The sequence below is a fragment of the Zhongshania marina genome (genome assembly GCF_002915595.1).
GTDB lineage: Bacteria > Pseudomonadota > Gammaproteobacteria > Pseudomonadales > Spongiibacteraceae > Spongiibacter > Spongiibacter marinus_B.
In genome coordinates, this window is the sequence record NZ_PQGG01000035.1 from 81948 (window position 1) to 101122 (window position 19175).

Consider the following 19175-nt stretch of genomic DNA (forward strand, 5'->3'; position numbering starts at 1 on the left):
ATCGATTATTGGAGTCTGGAACGCTAGCATTTTTTATCTTTATGCCGAATTTCCCTCACTTTGCATAATATTGTCACACATGCGCCATAAGCTGAGCTAAGGGCCAATACTGCGGAGCGCCGACATGAACTTAGATGAGAGTATGGTAATGGAGCGAATCAAAGACGATTTGCTCGACAGCTACGACGAAGAATTAGAACTGGAATGGGAAGACCATTTTGAAGAGGATGCGGGCACAGATGATGCTGCGCCAACTGAGCGGGAAGAGCGCCGCCTAGCGCGCCGCCGGTATTTTAAAGAATTATTTCGTCTGCAAACCGAGTTGGTAAAATTGCAAGATTGGGTGGCGGACAGCGGCCACAAAGTCGTGGTGATATTTGAAGGCCGCGATGCGGCGGGCAAGGGCGGGGTGATCAAGCGTATTACCCAGCGTTTAAACCCTCGTATTTGCCGTATTGCGGCGCTTCCTGCGCCTAATGAGCGCGAGCGCACCCAGTGGTATTTTCAGCGCTATGTATCGCATCTACCCGCGGCGGGCGAAATCGTTTTGTTTGACCGCAGCTGGTATAACCGCGCCGGTGTGGAGCGGGTGATGGGCTTTTGTACCGACGATGAATACCGCGAGTTTTTTCACACCGTGCCAGATTTCGAGCGCATGTTGTCGCGCTCTGGTATTCAAGTCATTAAATATTGGTTTTCTATCTCTGATGAAGAGCAGTACTCGCGATTTTTAAGTCGTGTGCATGACCCGCTAAAACAGTGGAAACTGAGTCCTATGGATTTGGAGTCCCGCCGTCGCTGGGAGCAGTACACCAAGGCCAAGGAGATTATGTTGGAGCGCACTCATATCGACGAGGCGCCCTGGTGGGTGGTTGAGGCGGTAAATAAAAAGAAAGCGCGTTTAAATTGTATTAGCCATTTACTAAGCCAAATTCCCTATCAAGAAGTGAAACGTCCTTTGATAGACTTACCGGCCCGCGAAAATAATGCAGACTATGTACGTCAGCCGGTTCCAAAGGAAATGTTCATTCCCGAGATATATTGATTTTCTTTCTAAAGAAACGCGGCGTTGGCAGAGATGCCAACGCTGCGTTTATTGATACGGGTAATATTATTTTAAAAACTATTTTAAAAAGCAGACGTTGAGCACAGCGGCTCGTCATCTGCTTTTTGTTATTAGTTTAATTTGTTGAGTGTGCGCTGGTATTGGGTGTCGTCGAGTGGCATATAACCAGTGAAGTGAATCCAGCTAGGCAGCCGCTGATAATAATCTTGTAAAAAGGGCTTTAGCTGTTTCTTATTACTAAGAGAGGCCGTGTTGATATATAAATACAAGGGCCTTGTCAGCGGTGTATAGCTACCGTCTTTTACTGTTGCCAAGCTGGGATAAATGGCTTCATTGCTTGCGTTGCGCAGGGGCAAAAGTTTTAGTTCGTTCCAGTGGCGGTGATAAGCGCCGATGCCAAAGAAACCAATGGCATTAACATCGTCGGCGATACTGTTGGCTAAGAATTCCTCGTCTTCGCTTGCGGTGTAGTCATGGCGACTACTGCGGACTTGCCCTACGATTTCTTGGGTAAAATAATCGTAGGTGCCAGAATTTTTGCCGCGTCCGTAAAGCGCGATCGCTTGGTCCGGCCAGTTGTCACGGATGTCCTTCCAAGTTTTAACATTAGCTTCTGCTGATGGCCGCCACAGTTTATTTAATTCCATAACGCTAATACTGTCTGCCCACTTATTTTTAGGATTGACGACAATCGCAATAGAATCCATTGCAAGTGGTAGCGCCAAATACTCAATGTTATTGTTTTTACAGTCGGCGGTTTCGGCCGCGCTCATTGCGCGGGACGCATTGCTAATATCGCTTTTGCCTTTGCAGAACAAAAGGAAGCCGGCGGTGGTGCCGGAAAAACTAGTTCGAATATCCGCATTGTCGTTTTTTTGCATATAGCGACGGGCAGCTTCTTTGGTAATGGGGAAGACTGTGCTTGAGCCGTCGGCAATGATAGTGTCTTGAGTGATGGGACGTTCGCCAGCGGCTTTGTCATTGCAACCGGTGAGGCCGGTGATCAGAAAGGCCGATGCTGCTAGGAAGCCAAAACGCCAAATTAGTTTGCTATAAGCCACGGTAGCCGTTTTCATTATAAGCTCCAGTCCCGTTTTAATTCCTGCCAGAAAAGCTTTAGGCTGCTGAGTTTGGTGTCGACCGCATTCATGTATTCGTCGAGGTGGTCCAGGGTGTCGTGCTGGGCGCGTTCGAGCTTTTTAGTTTCCATAAGCTGGTGCTCAAGTTCATCAATAGCTACCCGCAGTTCTTTGATGCGCGCTTCGGTTTCGCGGTGTGAATAGTTCGGCATAGCTAGGGTCCTTACAGTTGCGTGGCGCTGATTAAGATTAATGGCAGGGCGAAGAATACCCCGCCGATATACGCCAACACGTACAGCTTATTACGTTGGGCGAGTTCGGCTAGTTTTGTTGCGATCATGGGTGGTATGCCGCGCAAAAACGGCAGTAAATAAATGATGGCGATACCGAAAACATTAAAAAATAAATGCACTAGGGCGATTTGCATTGCCAGTATGGCGGTTGGCCCGCTGATAGCAGTAGCGGCCAATAAAGCAGTAATACAGGTGCCAATATTGGTGCCTAGGGTAAAGGGATAAACTTGTTTGAGGTTAAATACCCCTGAACCAGCCAGTGGCACAATGAGCGATGTGGTGGTGGATGACGATTGCACGAGTACGGTAATGGTCATGCCCGACGCCATCCCAGAGATGGGGCCGCGACCAATGCTGCGGTGCATGATGTCTTTGGCGCGGCCGACCATCACCGTTCGCAATACTTTACCGATGGCGGAAACCACAAAAAGAATCATGGCAACGCCAATGACGATTAAACTCACCCCCATCCAGATTTTGTTTGGCAGCCAACTTACCGCACCACCTAACAGATCGGATGCTGGGGACAGCGCCATTTTCATTACGTTCATGCTTTTCATGTCGACGCCGGTGTCGCTAGCGACAAAGCCGGCAAGTGCTTCTGCGGTGTGTTGCAGCGGGCTAAAGGCAATTTCCAGTGGTAGTAATATAAATACCGCAAGAATATTAAAGGCGTCGTGGACGGTGGCAGCAGAGAAGGCGCGGCGGAACTTTTCACCATTGCGAACATGGCCCAAGCTGACAATGGTGCTGGTTAGCGAGGTACCAATATTGGCCCCCATAATCAGCGGAATCGCGATGTTTATGGGTAGGCCGCCTGCGACCATGCCGACGATAATAGAGGTGACGGTGCTTGAACTTTGAATTAAGGCGGTGGCGCAAAGGCCAATCATCAGGCCTATAAAGGGATTGGTTGCAAAGGCAAATAATTCTTTGGCGTTATTGCCGGTGGCCATTTTAAAGCCGTCGCCAATAGCGCCGACCGCAGCCAATAATAGATAAATGAGCGTGACAACCAGAACCCAAGATAACCATTGCGAGCTTGCTGGCTTTTCTGCGTCAGCGGGTAAGCTCGAAGCGTGAGTGCTCATGCATCTATCCTCTGTTAATTGTGAGGACTAAATACTATGGGAGCATTGTGACAAAGGTGTGTCAGGGGCGCTGCAAGCGGGCTATGCCGCTGTCGCGGTGCGAGGCTGCGGCGTTTTATGAAGGACTTAGCAGTGCTCGGTCAGTTTGATTTCAAGATTGTTTTCCGTATCAGAAACCCACACTGAGTCCTCATCTATAGTGCATTGCAAACGCATGGTGCGTTGCGCGATGTCTTTCAGAGCTGTGGAGTCTTCAATACTGACTTCAAAAATTTTTACATTGCTGTGTTGGCTTATTTTATTGCGGTTTTCCTCCCACCACATTTGTGCAGTGCGGCCGCCATAAATAAAAATAATGACTTGCTTGGCGATAGCGCGGGCTTTGCGCACACGTTTTTCGCTGGGTAGACCCATTTCAATCCAAAGGTCGATTTCGCCGGTGAGGGACTTTTGCCATAGATCGGGCTCCTCATCGGTGCTAAGGCCCTTGGTGAATTCCAAGTGTTCGTCAGCATATAAAGCGAAGGCGAGGATGCGCAACATCATCCGCTCGTCGGTCTCGGATGGGTGGCGAGCAACGGTAAATTGATGGCGCTGATAGTAATGGCGACGCAGGTCGCTAACGTCGAGGGTGGTTTTAAATAGCGTTGCGTTCAAAGCCATATTGGAATTCGCTTGAGCTGGGGGAGCGCTATTGTACGCGTATATTGTCTTGGAGTTTACAGCGCATTTACACCGCCAATCACAAGGGCGTAACGCAGCCCTTTACCGATTCCAACCAAGATAAAAAATGGTGTGGCTGGTATACGCATAATACCGCCAACCACGGTGAGGGCATCTCCGCCGATAGGCATCCACGACATGAGCAGTGTCCATTTTCCGTAGCGCTTAAACCAGTTCTGGGCGCGGAGTAGGTCAGACTTGCGCGCGGGGAACCAGCGGCGGTCTGAATATTGGCTGAGCTTCATGCCCATCCACCAATTTACCCCTGCGCCAAGGGTATTGCCGGCGGTGGCCGCGAGCCACAGCCACTTAGTGTCGAGGCCGGCGTTGAGTTGGGCGATCAGTAAAATTTCTGAATAAAACGGCAGCAATGTGGCAGCGCCAAATGCGGTGACGAACATGAGTAGGTATTGGCTAATCACTGCATCGCACTCGCAACAAGGTGTTTAAAAATATGCAGTTGGCGGGCCTGAAAGGGTAGGTATTCCGGGTGCCATTGTACGCCGATGCGAAAGCGATGCTTGGGGGTTTCTACTGCTTGAATAATATTGTCAGCGTCCCGTCCTGCTATGTGCAGGCCCTCGCCCAGTTTATGAATGGCTTGATGATGCAGGCTATTGATATGGCAGTGTTCGCTTCCCAATATTTTGTATAGCGCGCTGTGCGGGTCTACCGTCAAAGTTTTGCGGGGTATGAGCATACGTTTATTTGAAGTTAGACGGCGGTGCTCGCGTAAATCAGTGTGCAGCGTACCGCCGAGTACAACATTTAGTAATTGCGCGCCTCGGCATATTCCCAAAATAGGTAGGTCTTTAGCCAGGCTGTGCTCTAGCGCCATCATTTCAAAGCGGTCGCGTTCGCGATTAATCGGCGCCGTTTCTGGGGCATCCGGTAAATATAAGCGTTGGTCAATATCATCGCCACCGCTGATGATAATACCGTCGAGTTGATCTGGAATAACGCAGCGCTGTGGCGTAAGGCGATGGGCAACTGCACCGCAGCGCCACAGGGCCCAGCGTATAAACCACCACGCCAGTGGCAATTTGGTATCGTCGCCGGTCACGCCAATTAAGGGTTTGTTCACAGCAACTCCGGAATTAACCAGCGGCTTACGCTGTTTGCCCAGTTGGTAAATAAATTGGCGGTGGGATTGTCGAGGTATTTGCGATAACCGCGGCACACCATGTCGAGGCGGCGTTTATCCATTGCCAAATTATCGACTTGAAGCCAGTCGCGGTAAGGGTGGATTAGCCCCCACTGCGGGTCGTCGATAAGACTGTTCGGAAGACGGTAATGCAGCGTTGGCCGCGCTTTGACGCGGTCGTCACTTACGGTGCGGCGCAGGCGCTCGTCGTCGATGTGTGAGAATAGCGGCAGCATGTCTAATGCGCGGTTGCGGGTTGGGTTGTACTCTAAATAATCGTCGATGAGTTGATTGATATCTGGGGCGTAATCCTCCCTCAATAATAGGCGAACATAGTCTTTTCCAAAGGGATCGACGTAGGAGGTGAGGCGACGGCTAAAGTCCACATCGCAGCGCATTTTTAACCAGTCGTATAGGCATAAAAATGCCCGTAGATAGTCGCGTATGGTGTCGGCACTACAGTCGGGCATTTCGGGATTTAATTGCAATCCAAACGCATTTTTTGCCGAGGCGTGGGTGCCCTGGGCGTCCGAGTCGCGGAGTTTTTGAAACAGGGTTTCCAGTTGCCACAACTCATCCATTGCGATTGGTGGCGCCACGACTTCAAAGGGCACCAGTTGCTTGGCGATGGCACCAACAATGGCTTCGGCCAGTTCTTCTAAGTCGTTATTGTCTGCGGATTCGCGACGCTCGCGGCTGATGCGCTTGATGTAGGAGAAGTCGAGCTCAACGCCAAATTTACCTAAGGAGGTATCAACGACATTGATTTCATAGTCAGATACCGCGTCGGCTTTGCCGCCGTAAAGCGAAATAATGGTGTCGACGATATCGCTAATTTCCATGCCGGTGAATTCAATTTCTACCCCCAGCCGCCGCACCTTGCTTTCAGCAGTTTTACTGTGCTGCGGCAGTGGCCACAGCGACTTGCGATATTGATCTAGGGAATTATTCATTGCTATCTCCAATGATATGAGCAAGGGGTAATAGGCGCTCGGTGTGTTGGCAAACTACCTGAAATAAGGTGAGTAGGGGCACGGCAAGTAAAACTCCCGGTGCACCCCATAACCAGCCCCAGAAAAATATCCATAAAAACACCACGATGGGGTTTAGGCTAAATCGTAAGCCGTGAACAAAGGGGTCGATAAATTGACCGGTGAAGGCGGTAAATAGTCCGTATGAAAGCGGCGCGGCAATAATGGCGGCGGGGTTGCTATAGCTTACCGCACTGACGATGGTAAATAATATGAGGGTGATGCTCACGCCGAGATAGGGAATATAGCGCAGCAATGCCGCGACTGCGCCCCACAGCGCGGGGTCGGGAAAGTCCGCGAGCCAAAGCCCAAGGGCGGTTACCGCCCCCACTGAGATATTGACCGCTGTAATAGTTAATAGATAGCGGGACATCTGCGTTTGTGCCAGTTCGGCAATGCGCGTCACTACGGCTTTATCGCGCTGGGTGGGCAGGCTATGGATGAAACGCTTCATGAGCGCCTCGCCGGAGGTTAATAAGAAAAACAGCAGAATAATGCTAAGGGTGCCGTAAACACCGAAGTTTTTGGCAATTTCTCCTAGCTCTGAACGCCAGCCCGCGTCAGCAATAACGACCTGAGTTAATTGCGGGTCACTGGGGCTGGCACTGAATTCTTTTGCGAGGGAGTCGATACTGCGGCTGGCGGCGTCGACATTATCATTATCGCTATTGACGTTGCCGAGTTGGTCGCGCAGTACCTCCACGGCCTCAGGCACCCGTTGCAACCACTCACTGGCGGGGGAGGCCAATGCATAGACGCTCCCGGTAATAGCGCTTAAGCCTAGGGTCATAATAATGATTGCAGCGATGCTGCGGGGCAGGCCTATTTTTTGTAAGCGGCTGACGGCGGGCGCGAGTAACAGCGCGAAGATAAGCGCCAGTGTAATCGGAAGCATCACGTCTCGGGCGACTTGCAGGGTGTAAAGCACGGCAAGTATGGCAATAATTTTAATGGCCCAGTCGGACTTGTTAGGTAGGTTTGTATCCATTGTTTTGTCTTTTTTGAGTGAGCGTGGCTACCGTGTTTTTTAAAAGCTAAGCCGGCGGCTGAGTGTCTTAAGTGTAGCGGCGGATTATTGCTTACTGCTTACGTCCGTCTCGCAGATTCGGTTTTGCGCGCCAGTCTCGCTATGTGTTGGTTTCTGTTCGGCGGTGTTTATTGGCTTGTGTTCGCGGCAACAGCGCCGGTTTACGAAACTGATGTCGATGAGCTGTGTAAAACACAAAGGCCTAGCTTCGTTCACGGGGGCCGGTAAACCACCATATTACGAGACCGATGAAGGGAAGGAATAAAATGAGGACGATCCAAAGTAGCTTGGTCGTTGAGGTTTCGCGACTTTGCACAATATTAAGAATGGCCCAAATATCGGCAATAAATATAAGAAATCCTAATACGCCGCTTATGTGAAACTCCATGTCACGCTCCTGATAAATCTGTTCCTCAGCTGCAAAAACATGCCAAGGTGTTTAATTCATTCAGTTTATAGAGTAGTTGAGCGGCGAGGAGTTCACCAATAATGGGGTTAGGCCCCTAGAGCACGGGGCCTATATCAGGACAAATGGCTTAGTTGTGGGCGTGCAGCATCTCGTTTAGCGCAATGGCTGACTTATTCGTTAATACTTCAATAGCGCCATTTTTAGAGTTGCGACGGAATAACAGGTCAGACTGTCCAGACAGTTCGCGGGCCTTGCTGGTGCCGGCAATTGCGCCGTCAGCGTCGATCATTGTCACTACTGATCCTGCGGTAATGTAGAGACCCGCTTCGATGGTACAGCGGTCGCCCAGTGGTATGCCCACGCCCGCATTGGCGCCGATCAAACACTCTTTGCCGACAGAAATAATAATATTGTTGCCGCCAGACAGCGTGCCCATTGTTGAGCAGCCGCCGCCTAGGTCTGAGCCTGAGCCGACCATTACGCCAGCAGAAATGCGGCCTTCAATCATGCCTGGGCCTTCGGTGCCGGCATTAAAGTTAACAAAGCCTTCGTGCATGATGGTGGTGCCTTCGCCAAGGTAGGCACCTAAACGCACTCTTGCGGTGTGGGCAATACGAACCCCAGTAGGGACCACGTAGTTGGTCATTTTGGGGAATTTATCCACCGACATCACTTCTAGCATTTCGCCGTTGAGGCGGGCTTGTAGCTGACGCTCGGCGAGCTCGCTAATATCAACAGCGCCTTGGTTTGTCCACGCGACATTTGGCAGCGCGCCGAACAAGCCGGTCAAGTTGATGCTTTGGGGTTTAACAAGGCGATGTGAGAGAAGGTGGAGTTTCAAATAACCTTCCGGCACTGAGCCTGGTGCATCGTCACTGCTTAACAGGGTGACGACTAAGGCTTGATTGCCACTGGCGAGTTTTGCTGCGGTTGCGGCTTGCGCGCTGTCGGCGGCCGAGATCGCTTCGGCAATCTGCGCCATTTGCTCACTGCTTACGGCGATGGCGGTATTGCCTTGCAGTGGAGCAAGGACCGACTGCACCGCTTCGACTAGCTCAGCTGATGGATTAAGCAGCGGGCTTGGGTAGAAGGTGTCTAGCCATTCGCCTTTGTTGTTTTGAGTGCCGAGGCCAAGGCCGAATGCGAAAGATGTTTGAGTCATTGTTGCGTCTCTTTGGATGATTTAAAGGGTGTGTTGCGCGAATAGCGCTTGATAGTCGGCGGCTTTAAACCCGAGGTGCAGGGTGCTACCGGTGTCGAGTAGGGGGCGTTTCATTAGCGTTGGGTGCTCTAGTAGCAATGGTACAGCGCTGCTGGGATTCAGTGAGTCGCGCTGCTCTGCAGGCAGCTGCTTCCAGGTGGTGCTGCGCTTATTGACTACGGCATCTAGGCCTAGCTGATCTAGCCAATTAGTTAGCTGCTCGGCGTTGAGCGGGGTGTCGCGAACATCTTGGAATGCAAAATCAATATTATGTTGTTCAAGCCAGCGTCTGGCGGCGCGAACGGTATCGCAGTTCTTGATGCCGTAGAGTGTTGTGCTCATGGAAATTCTCTTATTGCGAACAAGGGTTGAAAGCTCGGCCCTTAAGGATAACAAATTCTCCGGCATGGATCACGGCGGCAAGTGCTGTCATACCAGAGAGTCGCTAGGGCTTATGAACCTGTTTGGGCTTTCTTCTGCGCGGATAACAGGTGGTGCATATTTCACAGACCGTGCCGTCGCAGCCTCTGGCGCTGCAGAACTCGCGACCGTAAAAAATGATCTGCAGGTGCAGGGCATTCCATTTTTCTTTAGGGAAGAGGGATTTTAAGTCCTTTTCGGTCTGCACAACATTTTTGCCGGTGGTAAGCCCCCAGCGTTGAGCTAGGCGGTGAATATGGGTATCTACCGGAAAAGCAGGTACCCCAAAGGCTTGGGCCATTACCACGCTGGCTGTTTTGTGGCCAACGCCCGGCAGTGTCTCTAGCGCTGCCATGTCTTGGGGGACGACCCCATTGTATTTTTCTACCAAAATTTCTGACAGTCGTTTTATGGCGCTGGATTTTTGCGGCGACAAACCACAGGGGCGAATAATGGCGCGGATTATTTCCACGTTTTGCTTGGCCATATCAAAGGGATTGTCGGCCAGCTCAAATAGCGCGGGGGTGATTTGATTGACCCGCGCGTCGGTGCATTGGGCAGAAAGTAATACCGCGACCAATAAGGTGTAGGGGTCTTTGTGGTCTAGCGGTACTGGCTGTGTGGGGTAGAGTTCCTGCAGGCGCTCAGCAATATAGGCAGCGCGTTCTTTTTTTAGCATTGGCCTTGGTCACCTGTCGCTTGCTTGTTCAGGCTTTGCACATAGGCTTTTATGCGCCGCGCGCCCTCTGCACATTGCTCTGCTTCGGCAACGAGGGCCATACGCACATAGTTTGCACCGGGGTTATAGCCGGCAATCTCCCGCGATAAATAACTGCCGGGCAGCACAGTAACGTGCTGTTGGGCAAACAGGCCACGGGCAAATTCCGTGTCGGCTATTGGGGTTTTTGCCCACAAGTAAAACGATGCATCCGGTAGGCTGACGTCGAGGCAGCCGTCGAGAATATCGAGTACTTCACCGAATTTTTTTCGGTAGAGGTCTCTGTTGGCAACAACATGGCTTTCGTCATTCCAGGCCGCCACACTGGCTAACTGATGTTGAATTGGCATGGCGCAGCCGTGGTAGGTGCGATAGAGCAGAAAATCTTTGAGAATTGCCGCGTCGCCGGCAACAAAGCCAGAGCGCAAGCCCGGTAGATTTGAACGCTTTGATAAGCTGTGAAACACCACGCAGCGCTGAAAGTCATTGCGGCCCATTTCGGCGCAGGCTTGAAGCAGCCCCGCTGGCGGATTCGCTTCGTCAAAATACAGCTCTGAATAGCACTCATCACTGGCAATAACAAAGTCGTAGCGATCGGCCAAGGCAATTAATTTTTGTAGTTGCTCGCTGCTCATCACTGCGCCACTGGGATTGCCCGGTGTGCAGATAAATAACAGTTGGCAGCGCTGCCAGACCTCCTCACTGACGGCGTCAAAATCGGGGATGAATCCGTTTTCGGGGTGGCAGGCTAAGAATTCTGGTTTTGCGCCGGCAAGCAGGGCTGCGCCCTCATAAATTTGGTAAAAGGGGTTGGGGCTACAGACCAGCGCATCGGGGCCGGCGTTGACCACGGTTTGGGCAAAGGCGAATAAGGCTTCCCGTGTGCCGTTGACGGGGAGAACTTGGGTTTCGGCATCTAGCCCATTTAGTTGAAAGCGTCGACAGGCCCACTCAGAAATAGCCTGTCGTAATTGGGGAATACCTTTGGTGGTGGGGTAATTGCTTAATTTGTCTAAGTTTTGCGTAATCGCGGCGCTAACAAACTCGGGAGATTGATGCTTTGGTTCGCCGATGGACAGGGCAATCGCAGGCAGCGACGGTGCGTTTATCCCTTTAAATAAGGCGTTTAACTTTTCGAAGGGGTAGGCCTGTAGAGAATTTAAGTGCTGATTCATAGGGTTTTACTATTTGCCTTTTCATCGAGTTCGCGACAGATCGCCTGCTGAATTTCTTCGCAAAGCTTGGCGTCGTCTATCGGGCGTTGATTTTCGTCAGTAATGAAAAATACGTCTTCCACCCGCTCGCCGAGGGTCGCGATTTTGGCGTTCTGAAGTTGTATATGGTACTGGTTGAAAATACGCGCTAAACGCGCCAGCAAACCTGGGCGGTCGGGGGTAATAACCTCTAGTACCGTTTGGCCTTTGTTGAGGTCAGTGGTCATGCTGGTTCGGGTCGGTGTTGAGAACAGGCGCATTTGACGTGGCGTGCGGCGACTGACCGCTGAAAAGCGTTCGGGGTGCTCAAGGTGCTCGCGCATAAATTCAATAATATGGGCAATGCGGCTTGGGTTGTCGCCAATGGATTCGCCGTCTGCGCCCAGCACGTAGAATGTATCTAGGGTGTAGCCGGTGCCGCTATTGTAGATGCGGGCGTCTTGAATACTTAGGTCGAGTTGTTCCATGGCCTCAGCGAGTAGCGCAAACAAGCCCACCCTGGCGCGGGTGTGCACGAAGATTTGGCTGACGCCGGCATGGTCAAGCAGGCCGCCTTCTTTCACCAATACAACGGTGGCATTGGCCTTGACGCGATTGGCGATGGCGCGGGTATGCCAAACGATGTCGTCAATTTGCTCGCGGATGAAATAGTCTTCGCCGGTGTCTGCCCAGAGGGCGCGAATTTCAGTCTCGGTAAAGCCGTAGTCCTCTAGCTTTTCTATAGCGCCGAGTTGGGTTTCGGCAATCCATTCTTGCTTATCAATGGGGTTCTCTAAGCCGCGACGAAGAGCGCGGCGAGTTTCTGCGTAGAGCTGGCGCATTAGGGAGGCGCGCCACGATGTCCACAATGTGGGATTAGTGGCGTTGATGTCGGCAACCGTGAGGCAGAAGAGATAGTCGAGATGCTGAATGTCGCCCATTGTGAGGGCGAAGTCGCGAATAACCTCGGGGTCTTGGATGTCTTTGCGCTGAGATACAGAGGACATCTCAAGATGCTTTTCGACCAGCCATGATACTAGGTTCCCGTCGCGTTTGTTCAGACCTAATTGCTCGCAAAATTCCCGTGCATCTACGGCACCTAGGCTGGAGTGGTCGCCACCTCGGCCTTTGGCGATGTCGTGAAACAAGCCCGCTAAATACAAAAGTTCTGGCTTGGGTAGACGCTGCATTATCCGGCACGCCATCGGGTATTTTTCAACCATGCTTGGATAGCGGAAGCGGCTGATATTTTTAATCAGCTCTAGGGTGTGGGCGTCGACGGAATATATATGGAATAAGTCGTGCTGCATTTGGCCGACAATACCGGCAAAGGCGGGAATAAATTTGTCGAGGATGCCAAAGCGTTTCATGCGACGTAAATTAAGCGCTACCCGTTGGGGAGAGCGCAGCAGCTCTAAGAAATAGCGCTTGTTTTTAGGGTCGGCGCGAAAGCGGTCATCAATTAAGTGGTGAGATTTGCGGATAAGGCGAATTGTGCTGGCTCTCACCCCGTCGATGGCGTTATTGCTCGCCATCAGGACAAAGATTTCCATTAGTGCCGACGGCGTTTTGTTAAACACTTTGGCATTGCATACTTCTATATGGCCGTTGCGGACGCGGAAGCGGTTGTTAATTTCGAAGACGGTTTCTGCCTCGCAGGCGCGCAGAATGGTTTCGTCAAAGTGTTGCATCAACACGTCATTCAGCTCGCCAAGGTGCATTACCCAGCGGTAGTACTGCTGCATAAATTGCTCAACGGCGAGTTTGCCATCGCCGTCGGTAAAGCCAAATTGCTCAGCTAGTGTTCGCTGGTGGTCAAATAGTAGGCGGTCTTCTTCGCGGCCGGCTAATAAGTGCAGGGCGAAACGCATCTTCCATAAAAAGTCTTGGCCCTCTTTTAAGGTTGCCAGTTCTTCTTCGTTAAGGAATTGGCGCTCAACTAATTCGTCGATGGATTGGGCGCCAAAATGGCGTTTAACCACCCAGCCAATCATTTGAATATCGCGTAGGCCGCCGGGTGAGCTTTTAATATTAGGCTCTAGATTGTATTCCGAGTTGGCAAATTTGCGGTGGCGGGATATTTGTTCATCCCATTTTGCGCGGAAAAAGTCGCTGCTTGGCCAGATGTTCTCAGGGCCAACCCTTGTCATTAGTTCAGTGTGCAAATTAGTATTGCCCGCCAAGGTCCGCGATTCCATCAAGTTGGTAGCGACGGTAATGTCTTCTTCGGCGGTTTTTGTACATTCGCTGAGGCTGCGAACGCTATGGCCTATTTCTAGATTGATATCCCAAAGTAGGGTAATGAGGTTTTCGATATTTTCGCGATAGTCGTGACTGTTGTCGCTGGTCAATATCAGTAGGTCGATGTCTGAGTAGGGGTGTAATTCCCCGCGGCCATAACCACCAACAGCGATTAGAGCGATGTCGTCGCCCCACTGATAGCTTTGCCAAATACCTTGCAATAGTTCGTCAATGCGCTGGGAGCGCAGGGTGACTAATGAGCGAATATCTTCATTGGCCTCAAACCGCGTCTTTAGGTCAGATGCCAGCGTTTTTAAGTAGTTTTTGTAGGTCTTTATCGCCTGACCGGGCTGGGGCAGCGCGTGGATATCCGGTAGTGCAGATTGACTCATTTATAGCTCTCGGTAAAAAGGTTCGTCTGGGCGAGCGGTGAGTACTTCGACACCGTCGGCGGTCACCGCCATGGTGTGTTCCCATTGCGCGGATAAGCGGCGGTCGCGGGTGGTGACCGTCCAGCCATCTTTGGTGTTTAGCTTGGTTTGTTTTTTACCGGCGTTGATCATGGGTTCTATGGTGAAGGTCATGCCTTCTTTTAATACTAAATCGTTGCGGCGGTTATAGCCTTCACCGTAGTGAAGAACTTGTGGGTCTTCATGAAAGACGAGGCCGATACCGTGGCCGCAGTATTCTTCTACCACGCTGTAGTGTTTGCCCCGTGCGTGTTTGGCGATTACCGTGCCAATCTCGCTCAAGGTGCAGCCTGGTTTAACCAGTGCAATAGCCTGATATAGGCATTCTTGAGTGACTTCGCACAGGCGCTTGGCGTGTTCGGGGACGTTGCCAACGTAATACATGCGATTGGTGTCGCCGTGCCAGCCGTCTTTTATCACGGTGACGTCAATATTCAGGATGTCGCCATCTTTCAGAATTTTTTTGTCGGAGGGAATGCCGTGGCAAATCACTTCGTTGACCGAGGTGCATATAGACTTGGGAAAGCCATTGTAGTTTAAGGGAGCAGGGATGGCGTTCTGCACATTGACTATATAGTCGTGACAAATCTTATCGAGCTCGCCGGTACTGATACCTGGCTTGACGTAGGGGGTGATCATTTCAAGAACGTCTGCGGCGAGTCGGCCGGCGACCCGCATGGCGGCAATTTGTTCAGGCGTTTTAATGCTTACATTCATAGGGCTGTACCGGTGCGCGGCTTCATTTGGCGATTCAAAGCCGGCTATTGTAAACCATCGCTTTATGGGTAGCGAAGGCATCGCAGAATTTTAGCGTCAAAAGCGGTTTCTACTTTATGTGATTAGGGCTCTGTGGTATAAATACGCGCCCCAATAATGGCTCGAGCTATTATTGGATTAATGACGCGCAGGAATCGGCACGTAATCCCGGGTGCTTCAACGTGAGTTGGGGTTGGGTTATGGGATCTCTGCAAGTTTGTAACCCGATGTTTATTAAGGAAATATCATGTCTCATGTAAGTATGCGTGAAATGCTGCAAGCCGGCGTTCACTTTGGTCACCAGACTCGTTACTGGAATCCAAAAATGGCTCCTTTCATTTTTGGTGCGCGTAACAAGATCCACATTATCAACCTCGAGCACACTGTTCCAGCAATGAACAATGCGCTGGATGCCATTGCTAAAATGGCAGCAAATAAGAACAAAATCCTGTTTGTTGGTACTAAACGTGCTGCAAGCAAGATTATTGGCGAGCAAGCTGCCCGTGCCGGTATGCCTTTTGTAAGCCACCGTTGGTTGGGCGGCATGCTCACTAACTACAAAACTATTCGTCAGTCTGTACGTCGCCTGCGTGAGTTAGAAGCGCAAAGCCAAGACGGTACTTTTGACAAATTGACCAAAAAAGAAGCGTTGATGCGTCGCCGTGATATGGAGAAGTTAGAGCGCTCTATTGGCGGTATTAAAGACATGTCTGGTCTGCCTGATGCATTGTTCGTTATCGACGTAGATCACGAGCGTATTGCTATTCAAGAAGCCAACAAGCTGGGTATTCCAGTGTTTGGTATTGTTGATACAAACAGCAACCCAGATGGCGTTGATTTTGTTATTCCTGGTAACGATGACGCAATTCGCGCCATTAAGTTGTACGTTACTGCTGTTGCTGATGTGGCTATTAACGCTGCCGCAAACGACGTTGTTGCTAAAGACGAGTTTGTTGAAGTAGCTGCACCAGAAGGCGAAAGCGCCGCCGAGTAATTTGGCCGCCAAGCAGTCTGCGAAAGGGGGCACGGCCCCCTTTTTTTGGATATTGACTGAGCAGATGCATTATTTTCGTGTCTGATCTCAAACTTGAATTAACACACTTAAGGAGGCTATGGATAAGTAGGGTATTTCTACTCTGATCACATGGTGTCGCGCAAGAATTGCAGCTTACGTTTCGTAGCTAAGGTTCGCGCACGAAGCTGTCGCAGAGGGGAAATAGATACTTGTGCAGAAGCGCCTTGATGTAATTAAGAGGATTTTAGGATGGCTGTAACAGCATCAATGGTTAAAGAACTACGTGATCGTACTGGCCTTGGCATGATGGAGTGCAAAAAAGCACTGAACGACGCGAACGGCGACATCGATTTGGCGATTGAAGAAATGCGCAAGTCTAGCGGTATGAAGGCGGCTAAAAAAGCTGGTCGTACTGCGGCAGACGGTGTAGTTAGCACTAAAGTTGCTGAAGATGGCAGCTATGGCGTTGTTGTTGAAGTTAATAGCGAAACCGACTTCGTTGCGCGTGATGCTGGCTTCTTAGCATTTGTTGCCCAGGTTGTTGATAAAGCCTTCGCAACCAAAGCAGCTGACGTGGCTGAGTTGATGAGCGGCGAGTTGGAATCTGCTCGTGAGGCTCTGGTTCAAAAAATTGGTGAGAACATCTCTGTTCGCCGTACTTTAGTTGTTAGCGCTGAAAATGGCGTTGTAGACAGCTATGTGCATTCTAATAATCGCATTGCGGTTTTGGTTGCGCTGAAAGGTGGCGATGCAGAGCTGGCCCGCGATGTTGCTATGCACGTTGCAGCAACAAACCCACGTGTTGCCAAATCTGAGGATATGCCAGAAGAAGAGATCGCGAAAGAGCGCGAAATTTTCACTGCTCAAGCTGCTGAAAGTGGCAAGCCAGCTGAAATTATCGAGAAGATGATTGACGGCCGGATTCGCAAGTTCCTGTCTGAAAACTCATTGGTTGATCAGCCTTTTGTTAAGGATCCTGAGTTGTCAGTGGGCAAATTACTGAAGGGTGGCAATGCTGACATTCAGTCTTTCGTTCGCTTTGAAGTGGGTGAAGGTATCGAGAAAGAAGAAGTAGACTTTGCCGCCGAGGTGGCTGCTCAGCTGAAAGGCTAAGCCACTAAGTTAGCGGGGCCTGCGGGCCCCGCTTTACTTTAGGCGATATGCAGGTGTCTTTAAAATATCGTGTAATGTGGTGGGGTAAAAAATGTCTAGCCAAAGTCGGGATAAGAAATACAAGCGCATACTGCTTAAATTAAGCGGTGAGGCTTTGATGGGAAGCCTGGGATTCGGTATTGATCCTAAAGTGTTGGACCGCATGGCGCTTGAAGTTGGTCAGTTGGTCGGCATTGGCGTGCAGGTTGGTTTGGTTGTTGGTGGCGGTAATTTATTCCGCGGCGCAGCGCTGCAAGCAGCGGGCTTGGATCGTGTTACTGGCGATCATATGGGCATGTTGGCGACCGTGATGAATGCTTTGGCACTTCGCGATGCGCTAGAACGTAGTAATATAAAATCTTCGGTAATGTCTTCAATTCCTATGAGTGGGGTTGTTGATCATTATGACCGCCGTAAGGCGATCCGTTTGTTGTCGCGTGGTGAGGTAGTGATTTTTGCCGCGGGCACGGGCAATCCGTTTTTTACAACCGACTCTGCAGCGTGCTTGCGCGGTATTGAGGTTGATGCGGACTTGGTATTAAAAGCAACTAAGGTAGACGGTGTTTATAGCGCAGATCCGATGCGCGATCCCGACGCGGTGAAGTATGATTACCTTAGTTACGATGAAGTGTTAGATAAAAAGCTAGAAGTTATGGATTTGACGGCGATATGCCTATGTCGAGACCATAATATGCCGCTGCGAGTGTTTGCTATGGAGCAGCAGGGAGCTTTATTGAATATAGTGGTGGGTGGCGAAGAGGGTACTCTGGTTGGCGCCGCCGCAACGCGCGAGGAGAAACGCCGTGATAAATGATTTAAAGGATGACGCTAGACAGCGTATGGCCAAGACCATAGAGGCCTTAGGCACTAATTTTAATAAAATTCGCACCGGTCGCGCACACCCTAGCTTGCTAGATGGTCTGCGGGTTTCTTATTACGGCACCGACACGCCGCTGTCGCAATTGGCAAATATCGGTGTTGAAGATGCCAGAACATTGACGGTGACGCCGTGGGAAAAGAACATTGTTCCCGATGTTGAAAAAGCCATTATGAAGTCAGATTTGGGTCTTAACCCAAGTACGGCGGGCAGCGTAATACGTATCCCGATGCCCATGCTGACGGAAGAAACTCGCAAGGGCTATATTAAGCAAGCCCGCCAAGAGGCTGAGAGTGCGCGAGTATCAATTCGCAATGCGCGCCGTGATGTACTGTCTGATTTGAAAGATTTGCTGAAAGAGAAAGAAATCAGCGAAGACGAAGAGCGTCGCGCGCAGGACGAAGTGCAGAAAATCACTGATCAGTATATTGCTGAGGTCGATAAATCACTGGTGGCAAAAGAAGCCGACCTGATGGAAATTTGACGGCGAGCTGACGTGCTTCAATGGCAGTAACAACGCGGGACCCCGCGCCTAATAGTGTTCCTCGACATGTTGCCATCATTATGGATGGCAACAATCGCTGGGCTAAACAACACGGTTTAAAATCCTCTGCTGGCCACCGCGCTGGTGTTGAGGTGATACGTCCCCTGTTAAAGCAAACCCGCGAGCGCGGCGTTGAAATTGTCACGCTGTTTGCCTTTTCCAGTGAAAATTGGCAGCGTCCGACGCTAGAGGTTCAAGCCTTGATGCGGCTGTTTTCTAGTTATCTTGACAGCGAAACTAAACAGTTACATACCGATGGCGTACGTATGCGCTTTATTGGCGAGCGCAGCCAATTTTCGTCTGCCCTGCGCAAGCAGATGGATTATAGCGAGCAATTAACGCGATTTAACCGCGATACCCAGCTGGTCATTGCGGTTGATTATGGCGGGCAGTGGGATATCGTTAGTGCTGCTAAAGTACTCGCAGAAAAGGTAAAAGCAGGGGAGTTGACGAGCGATGAGTTCACGGTGGAGTTGTTCGATAGCCACCTAGCCCTCGCGGACGTTCCTAAGCCTGATCTCTGTATCCGCACAGCGGGCGAGCAGCGGATTAGTAATTTTTTACTTTGGCAGCTCGCCTATAGCGAATTGTATTTTACAGACTGCTTTTGGCCAGATTTTGATGCTCAAGAGTTGGATAAGGCGCTTGACGCCTATGCGCGTCGAGACCGTCGGTTTGGTGGTCGAGAAAACGATAATAATGGCGAAGCGCCGGACTAGGGGAGT

General features: G+C 50.7%; 21 protein-coding genes. 6 read left to right on the forward strand and 15 right to left on the reverse strand.

The window, feature by feature from the left end; all coding sequences use genetic code 11:
• The first annotated feature begins 124 nt into the window (after positions 1-124).
• On the forward strand, positions 125-1045 hold the full coding sequence (ppk2, locus tag C0068_RS15480; RefSeq protein WP_103685382.1) for a polyphosphate kinase 2: 921 nt from the start codon (positions 125-127) through the stop codon (positions 1043-1045).
• Positions 1046-1176: 131 nt separating this feature from the next.
• Here ppk2 and C0068_RS15485 read toward each other — a convergent pair whose 3' ends face one another.
• The 15 genes from C0068_RS15485 to map form a co-directional block, all read right to left on the reverse strand.
• Positions 1177-2142 carry a PstS family phosphate ABC transporter substrate-binding protein gene (locus tag C0068_RS15485; protein WP_103685383.1) on the reverse strand — a complete coding sequence of 322 codons (966 nt, stop codon included), beginning with the start codon at positions 2140-2142 and terminating at the stop codon, positions 1177-1179.
• Positions 2142-2357: a hypothetical protein gene (locus C0068_RS15490; protein WP_103685384.1), complete on the reverse strand. Its 216-nt coding sequence runs from the start codon at positions 2355-2357 to the stop codon at positions 2142-2144. Before C0068_RS15490 ends, C0068_RS15485 begins: the two co-directional genes overlap by 1 nt.
• Positions 2358-2368: 11 nt before the next feature.
• Positions 2369-3529: a Na/Pi symporter gene (locus tag C0068_RS15495; RefSeq protein ID WP_103685385.1), complete on the reverse strand. Its 1161-nt coding sequence runs from the start codon at positions 3527-3529 to the stop codon at positions 2369-2371.
• A 126-nt stretch (positions 3530-3655) separates the two neighbouring features.
• On the reverse strand, positions 3656-4192 hold the full coding sequence (locus C0068_RS15500; RefSeq protein ID WP_103685386.1) for a YaeQ family protein: 537 nt from the start codon (positions 4190-4192) through the stop codon (positions 3656-3658).
• A 56-nt stretch (positions 4193-4248) separates the two neighbouring features.
• Complete coding sequence (locus tag C0068_RS15505; RefSeq protein ID WP_103685387.1) at positions 4249-4674, reverse strand: YqaA family protein; 426 nt, start codon at positions 4672-4674, stop codon at positions 4249-4251.
• A complete protein-coding gene (locus C0068_RS15510; protein ID WP_103685388.1) occupies positions 4671-5336 on the reverse strand; it encodes a gamma-glutamyl-gamma-aminobutyrate hydrolase family protein in 666 nt (221 codons plus the stop codon). Before C0068_RS15510 ends, C0068_RS15505 begins: the two co-directional genes overlap by 4 nt.
• Positions 5333-6349, reverse strand: a complete 1017-nt coding sequence (locus tag C0068_RS15515; protein WP_103685389.1) for an amidoligase family protein — start codon at positions 6347-6349, stop codon at positions 5333-5335. The genes C0068_RS15510 and C0068_RS15515 overlap by 4 nt, the downstream gene beginning before the upstream one ends.
• Complete coding sequence (locus C0068_RS15520) at positions 6342-7415, reverse strand: AI-2E family transporter (protein ID WP_103685390.1); 1074 nt, start codon at positions 7413-7415, stop codon at positions 6342-6344. The genes C0068_RS15515 and C0068_RS15520 overlap by 8 nt, the downstream gene beginning before the upstream one ends.
• Before the next feature lie 241 nt (positions 7416-7656).
• Positions 7657-7842, reverse strand: a complete 186-nt coding sequence (locus tag C0068_RS15525) for a PLDc N-terminal domain-containing protein (protein WP_103685391.1) — start codon at positions 7840-7842, stop codon at positions 7657-7659.
• A 148-nt stretch (positions 7843-7990) separates the two neighbouring features.
• Positions 7991-9025 carry a 2,3,4,5-tetrahydropyridine-2,6-dicarboxylate N-succinyltransferase gene (gene dapD, locus C0068_RS15530; protein WP_103685392.1) on the reverse strand — a complete coding sequence of 345 codons (1035 nt, stop codon included), beginning with the start codon at positions 9023-9025 and terminating at the stop codon, positions 7991-7993.
• A gap of 21 nt (positions 9026-9046) precedes the next feature.
• Positions 9047-9406, reverse strand: a complete 360-nt coding sequence (locus tag C0068_RS15535; protein ID WP_103685393.1) for an ArsC family reductase — start codon at positions 9404-9406, stop codon at positions 9047-9049.
• 103 nt (positions 9407-9509) lie between these two features.
• Complete coding sequence (nth, locus tag C0068_RS15540) at positions 9510-10163, reverse strand: endonuclease III (RefSeq protein WP_103685394.1); 654 nt, start codon at positions 10161-10163, stop codon at positions 9510-9512.
• Positions 10157-11377, reverse strand: coding sequence for a succinyldiaminopimelate transaminase (dapC, locus tag C0068_RS15545; RefSeq protein WP_103685395.1), 1221 nt, complete (start codon positions 11375-11377; stop codon positions 10157-10159). The genes nth and dapC overlap by 7 nt, the downstream gene beginning before the upstream one ends.
• Positions 11374-14028 carry a [protein-PII] uridylyltransferase gene (locus C0068_RS15550; RefSeq protein ID WP_103685396.1) on the reverse strand — a complete coding sequence of 885 codons (2655 nt, stop codon included), beginning with the start codon at positions 14026-14028 and terminating at the stop codon, positions 11374-11376. Before C0068_RS15550 ends, dapC begins: the two co-directional genes overlap by 4 nt.
• The gene (map, locus tag C0068_RS15555) at positions 14029-14823 is read right to left on the reverse strand and encodes a type I methionyl aminopeptidase (RefSeq protein ID WP_103685397.1); all 795 of its coding nucleotides are present in this window, start codon (positions 14821-14823) and stop codon (positions 14029-14031) included.
• Between the two features lie 286 nt (positions 14824-15109).
• On the opposite strand from map, the gene rpsB reads away from it, so the two are divergent.
• From rpsB to uppS, 5 genes are all read left to right on the forward strand, one after another.
• The gene (gene rpsB, locus C0068_RS15560; RefSeq protein ID WP_103685398.1) at positions 15110-15856 is read left to right on the forward strand and encodes a 30S ribosomal protein S2; all 747 of its coding nucleotides are present in this window, start codon (positions 15110-15112) and stop codon (positions 15854-15856) included.
• Positions 15857-16126: 270 nt separating this feature from the next.
• Positions 16127-16990, forward strand: a complete 864-nt coding sequence (gene tsf, locus C0068_RS15565; protein ID WP_103685399.1) for a translation elongation factor Ts — start codon at positions 16127-16129, stop codon at positions 16988-16990.
• Positions 16991-17081: 91 nt separating this feature from the next.
• Positions 17082-17843 carry a UMP kinase gene (pyrH, locus tag C0068_RS15570; protein WP_103685400.1) on the forward strand — a complete coding sequence of 254 codons (762 nt, stop codon included), beginning with the start codon at positions 17082-17084 and terminating at the stop codon, positions 17841-17843.
• On the forward strand, positions 17833-18390 hold the full coding sequence (gene frr / locus C0068_RS15575) for a ribosome recycling factor (RefSeq protein WP_103685401.1): 558 nt from the start codon (positions 17833-17835) through the stop codon (positions 18388-18390). The genes pyrH and frr overlap by 11 nt, the downstream gene beginning before the upstream one ends.
• A gap of 20 nt (positions 18391-18410) precedes the next feature.
• Positions 18411-19169, forward strand: coding sequence for a polyprenyl diphosphate synthase (uppS, locus tag C0068_RS15580; RefSeq protein ID WP_103685402.1), 759 nt, complete (start codon positions 18411-18413; stop codon positions 19167-19169).
• The last annotated feature ends 6 nt before the right edge of the window (positions 19170-19175 follow it).

Coding starts and splice junctions, on each gene's coding strand:
- dapD (WP_103685392.1), bottom strand. CDS start 9,025: ATGACTCAAACATCTTTCGCATTCGGCCTTGGCCTCGGCACTCAAAAC.
- C0068_RS15520 (WP_103685390.1), bottom strand. CDS start 7,415: ATGGATACAAACCTACCTAACAAGTCCGACTGGGCCATTAAAATTATT.
- C0068_RS15550 (WP_103685396.1), bottom strand. CDS start 14,028: ATGAGTCAATCTGCACTACCGGATATCCACGCGCTGCCCCAGCCCGGT.
- map (WP_103685397.1), bottom strand. CDS start 14,823: ATGAATGTAAGCATTAAAACGCCTGAACAAATTGCCGCCATGCGGGTC.
- C0068_RS15515 (WP_103685389.1), bottom strand. CDS start 6,349: ATGAATAATTCCCTAGATCAATATCGCAAGTCGCTGTGGCCACTGCCG.
- C0068_RS15535 (WP_103685393.1), bottom strand. CDS start 9,406: ATGAGCACAACACTCTACGGCATCAAGAACTGCGATACCGTTCGCGCC.
- rpsB (WP_103685398.1), top strand. CDS start 15,110: ATGTCTCATGTAAGTATGCGTGAAATGCTGCAAGCCGGCGTTCACTTT.
- C0068_RS15485 (WP_103685383.1), bottom strand. CDS start 2,142: ATGAAAACGGCTACCGTGGCTTATAGCAAACTAATTTGGCGTTTTGGC.
- tsf (WP_103685399.1), top strand. CDS start 16,127: ATGGCTGTAACAGCATCAATGGTTAAAGAACTACGTGATCGTACTGGC.
- C0068_RS15525 (WP_103685391.1), bottom strand. CDS start 7,842: ATGGAGTTTCACATAAGCGGCGTATTAGGATTTCTTATATTTATTGCC.
- uppS (WP_103685402.1), top strand. CDS start 18,411: ATGGCAGTAACAACGCGGGACCCCGCGCCTAATAGTGTTCCTCGACAT.
- C0068_RS15500 (WP_103685386.1), bottom strand. CDS start 4,192: ATGGCTTTGAACGCAACGCTATTTAAAACCACCCTCGACGTTAGCGAC.
- C0068_RS15495 (WP_103685385.1), bottom strand. CDS start 3,529: ATGAGCACTCACGCTTCGAGCTTACCCGCTGACGCAGAAAAGCCAGCA.
- ppk2 (WP_103685382.1), top strand. CDS start 125: ATGAACTTAGATGAGAGTATGGTAATGGAGCGAATCAAAGACGATTTG.
- C0068_RS15490 (WP_103685384.1), bottom strand. CDS start 2,357: ATGCCGAACTATTCACACCGCGAAACCGAAGCGCGCATCAAAGAACTG.
- dapC (WP_103685395.1), bottom strand. CDS start 11,377: ATGAATCAGCACTTAAATTCTCTACAGGCCTACCCCTTCGAAAAGTTA.
- pyrH (WP_103685400.1), top strand. CDS start 17,082: ATGTCTAGCCAAAGTCGGGATAAGAAATACAAGCGCATACTGCTTAAA.
- nth (WP_103685394.1), bottom strand. CDS start 10,163: ATGCTAAAAAAAGAACGCGCTGCCTATATTGCTGAGCGCCTGCAGGAA.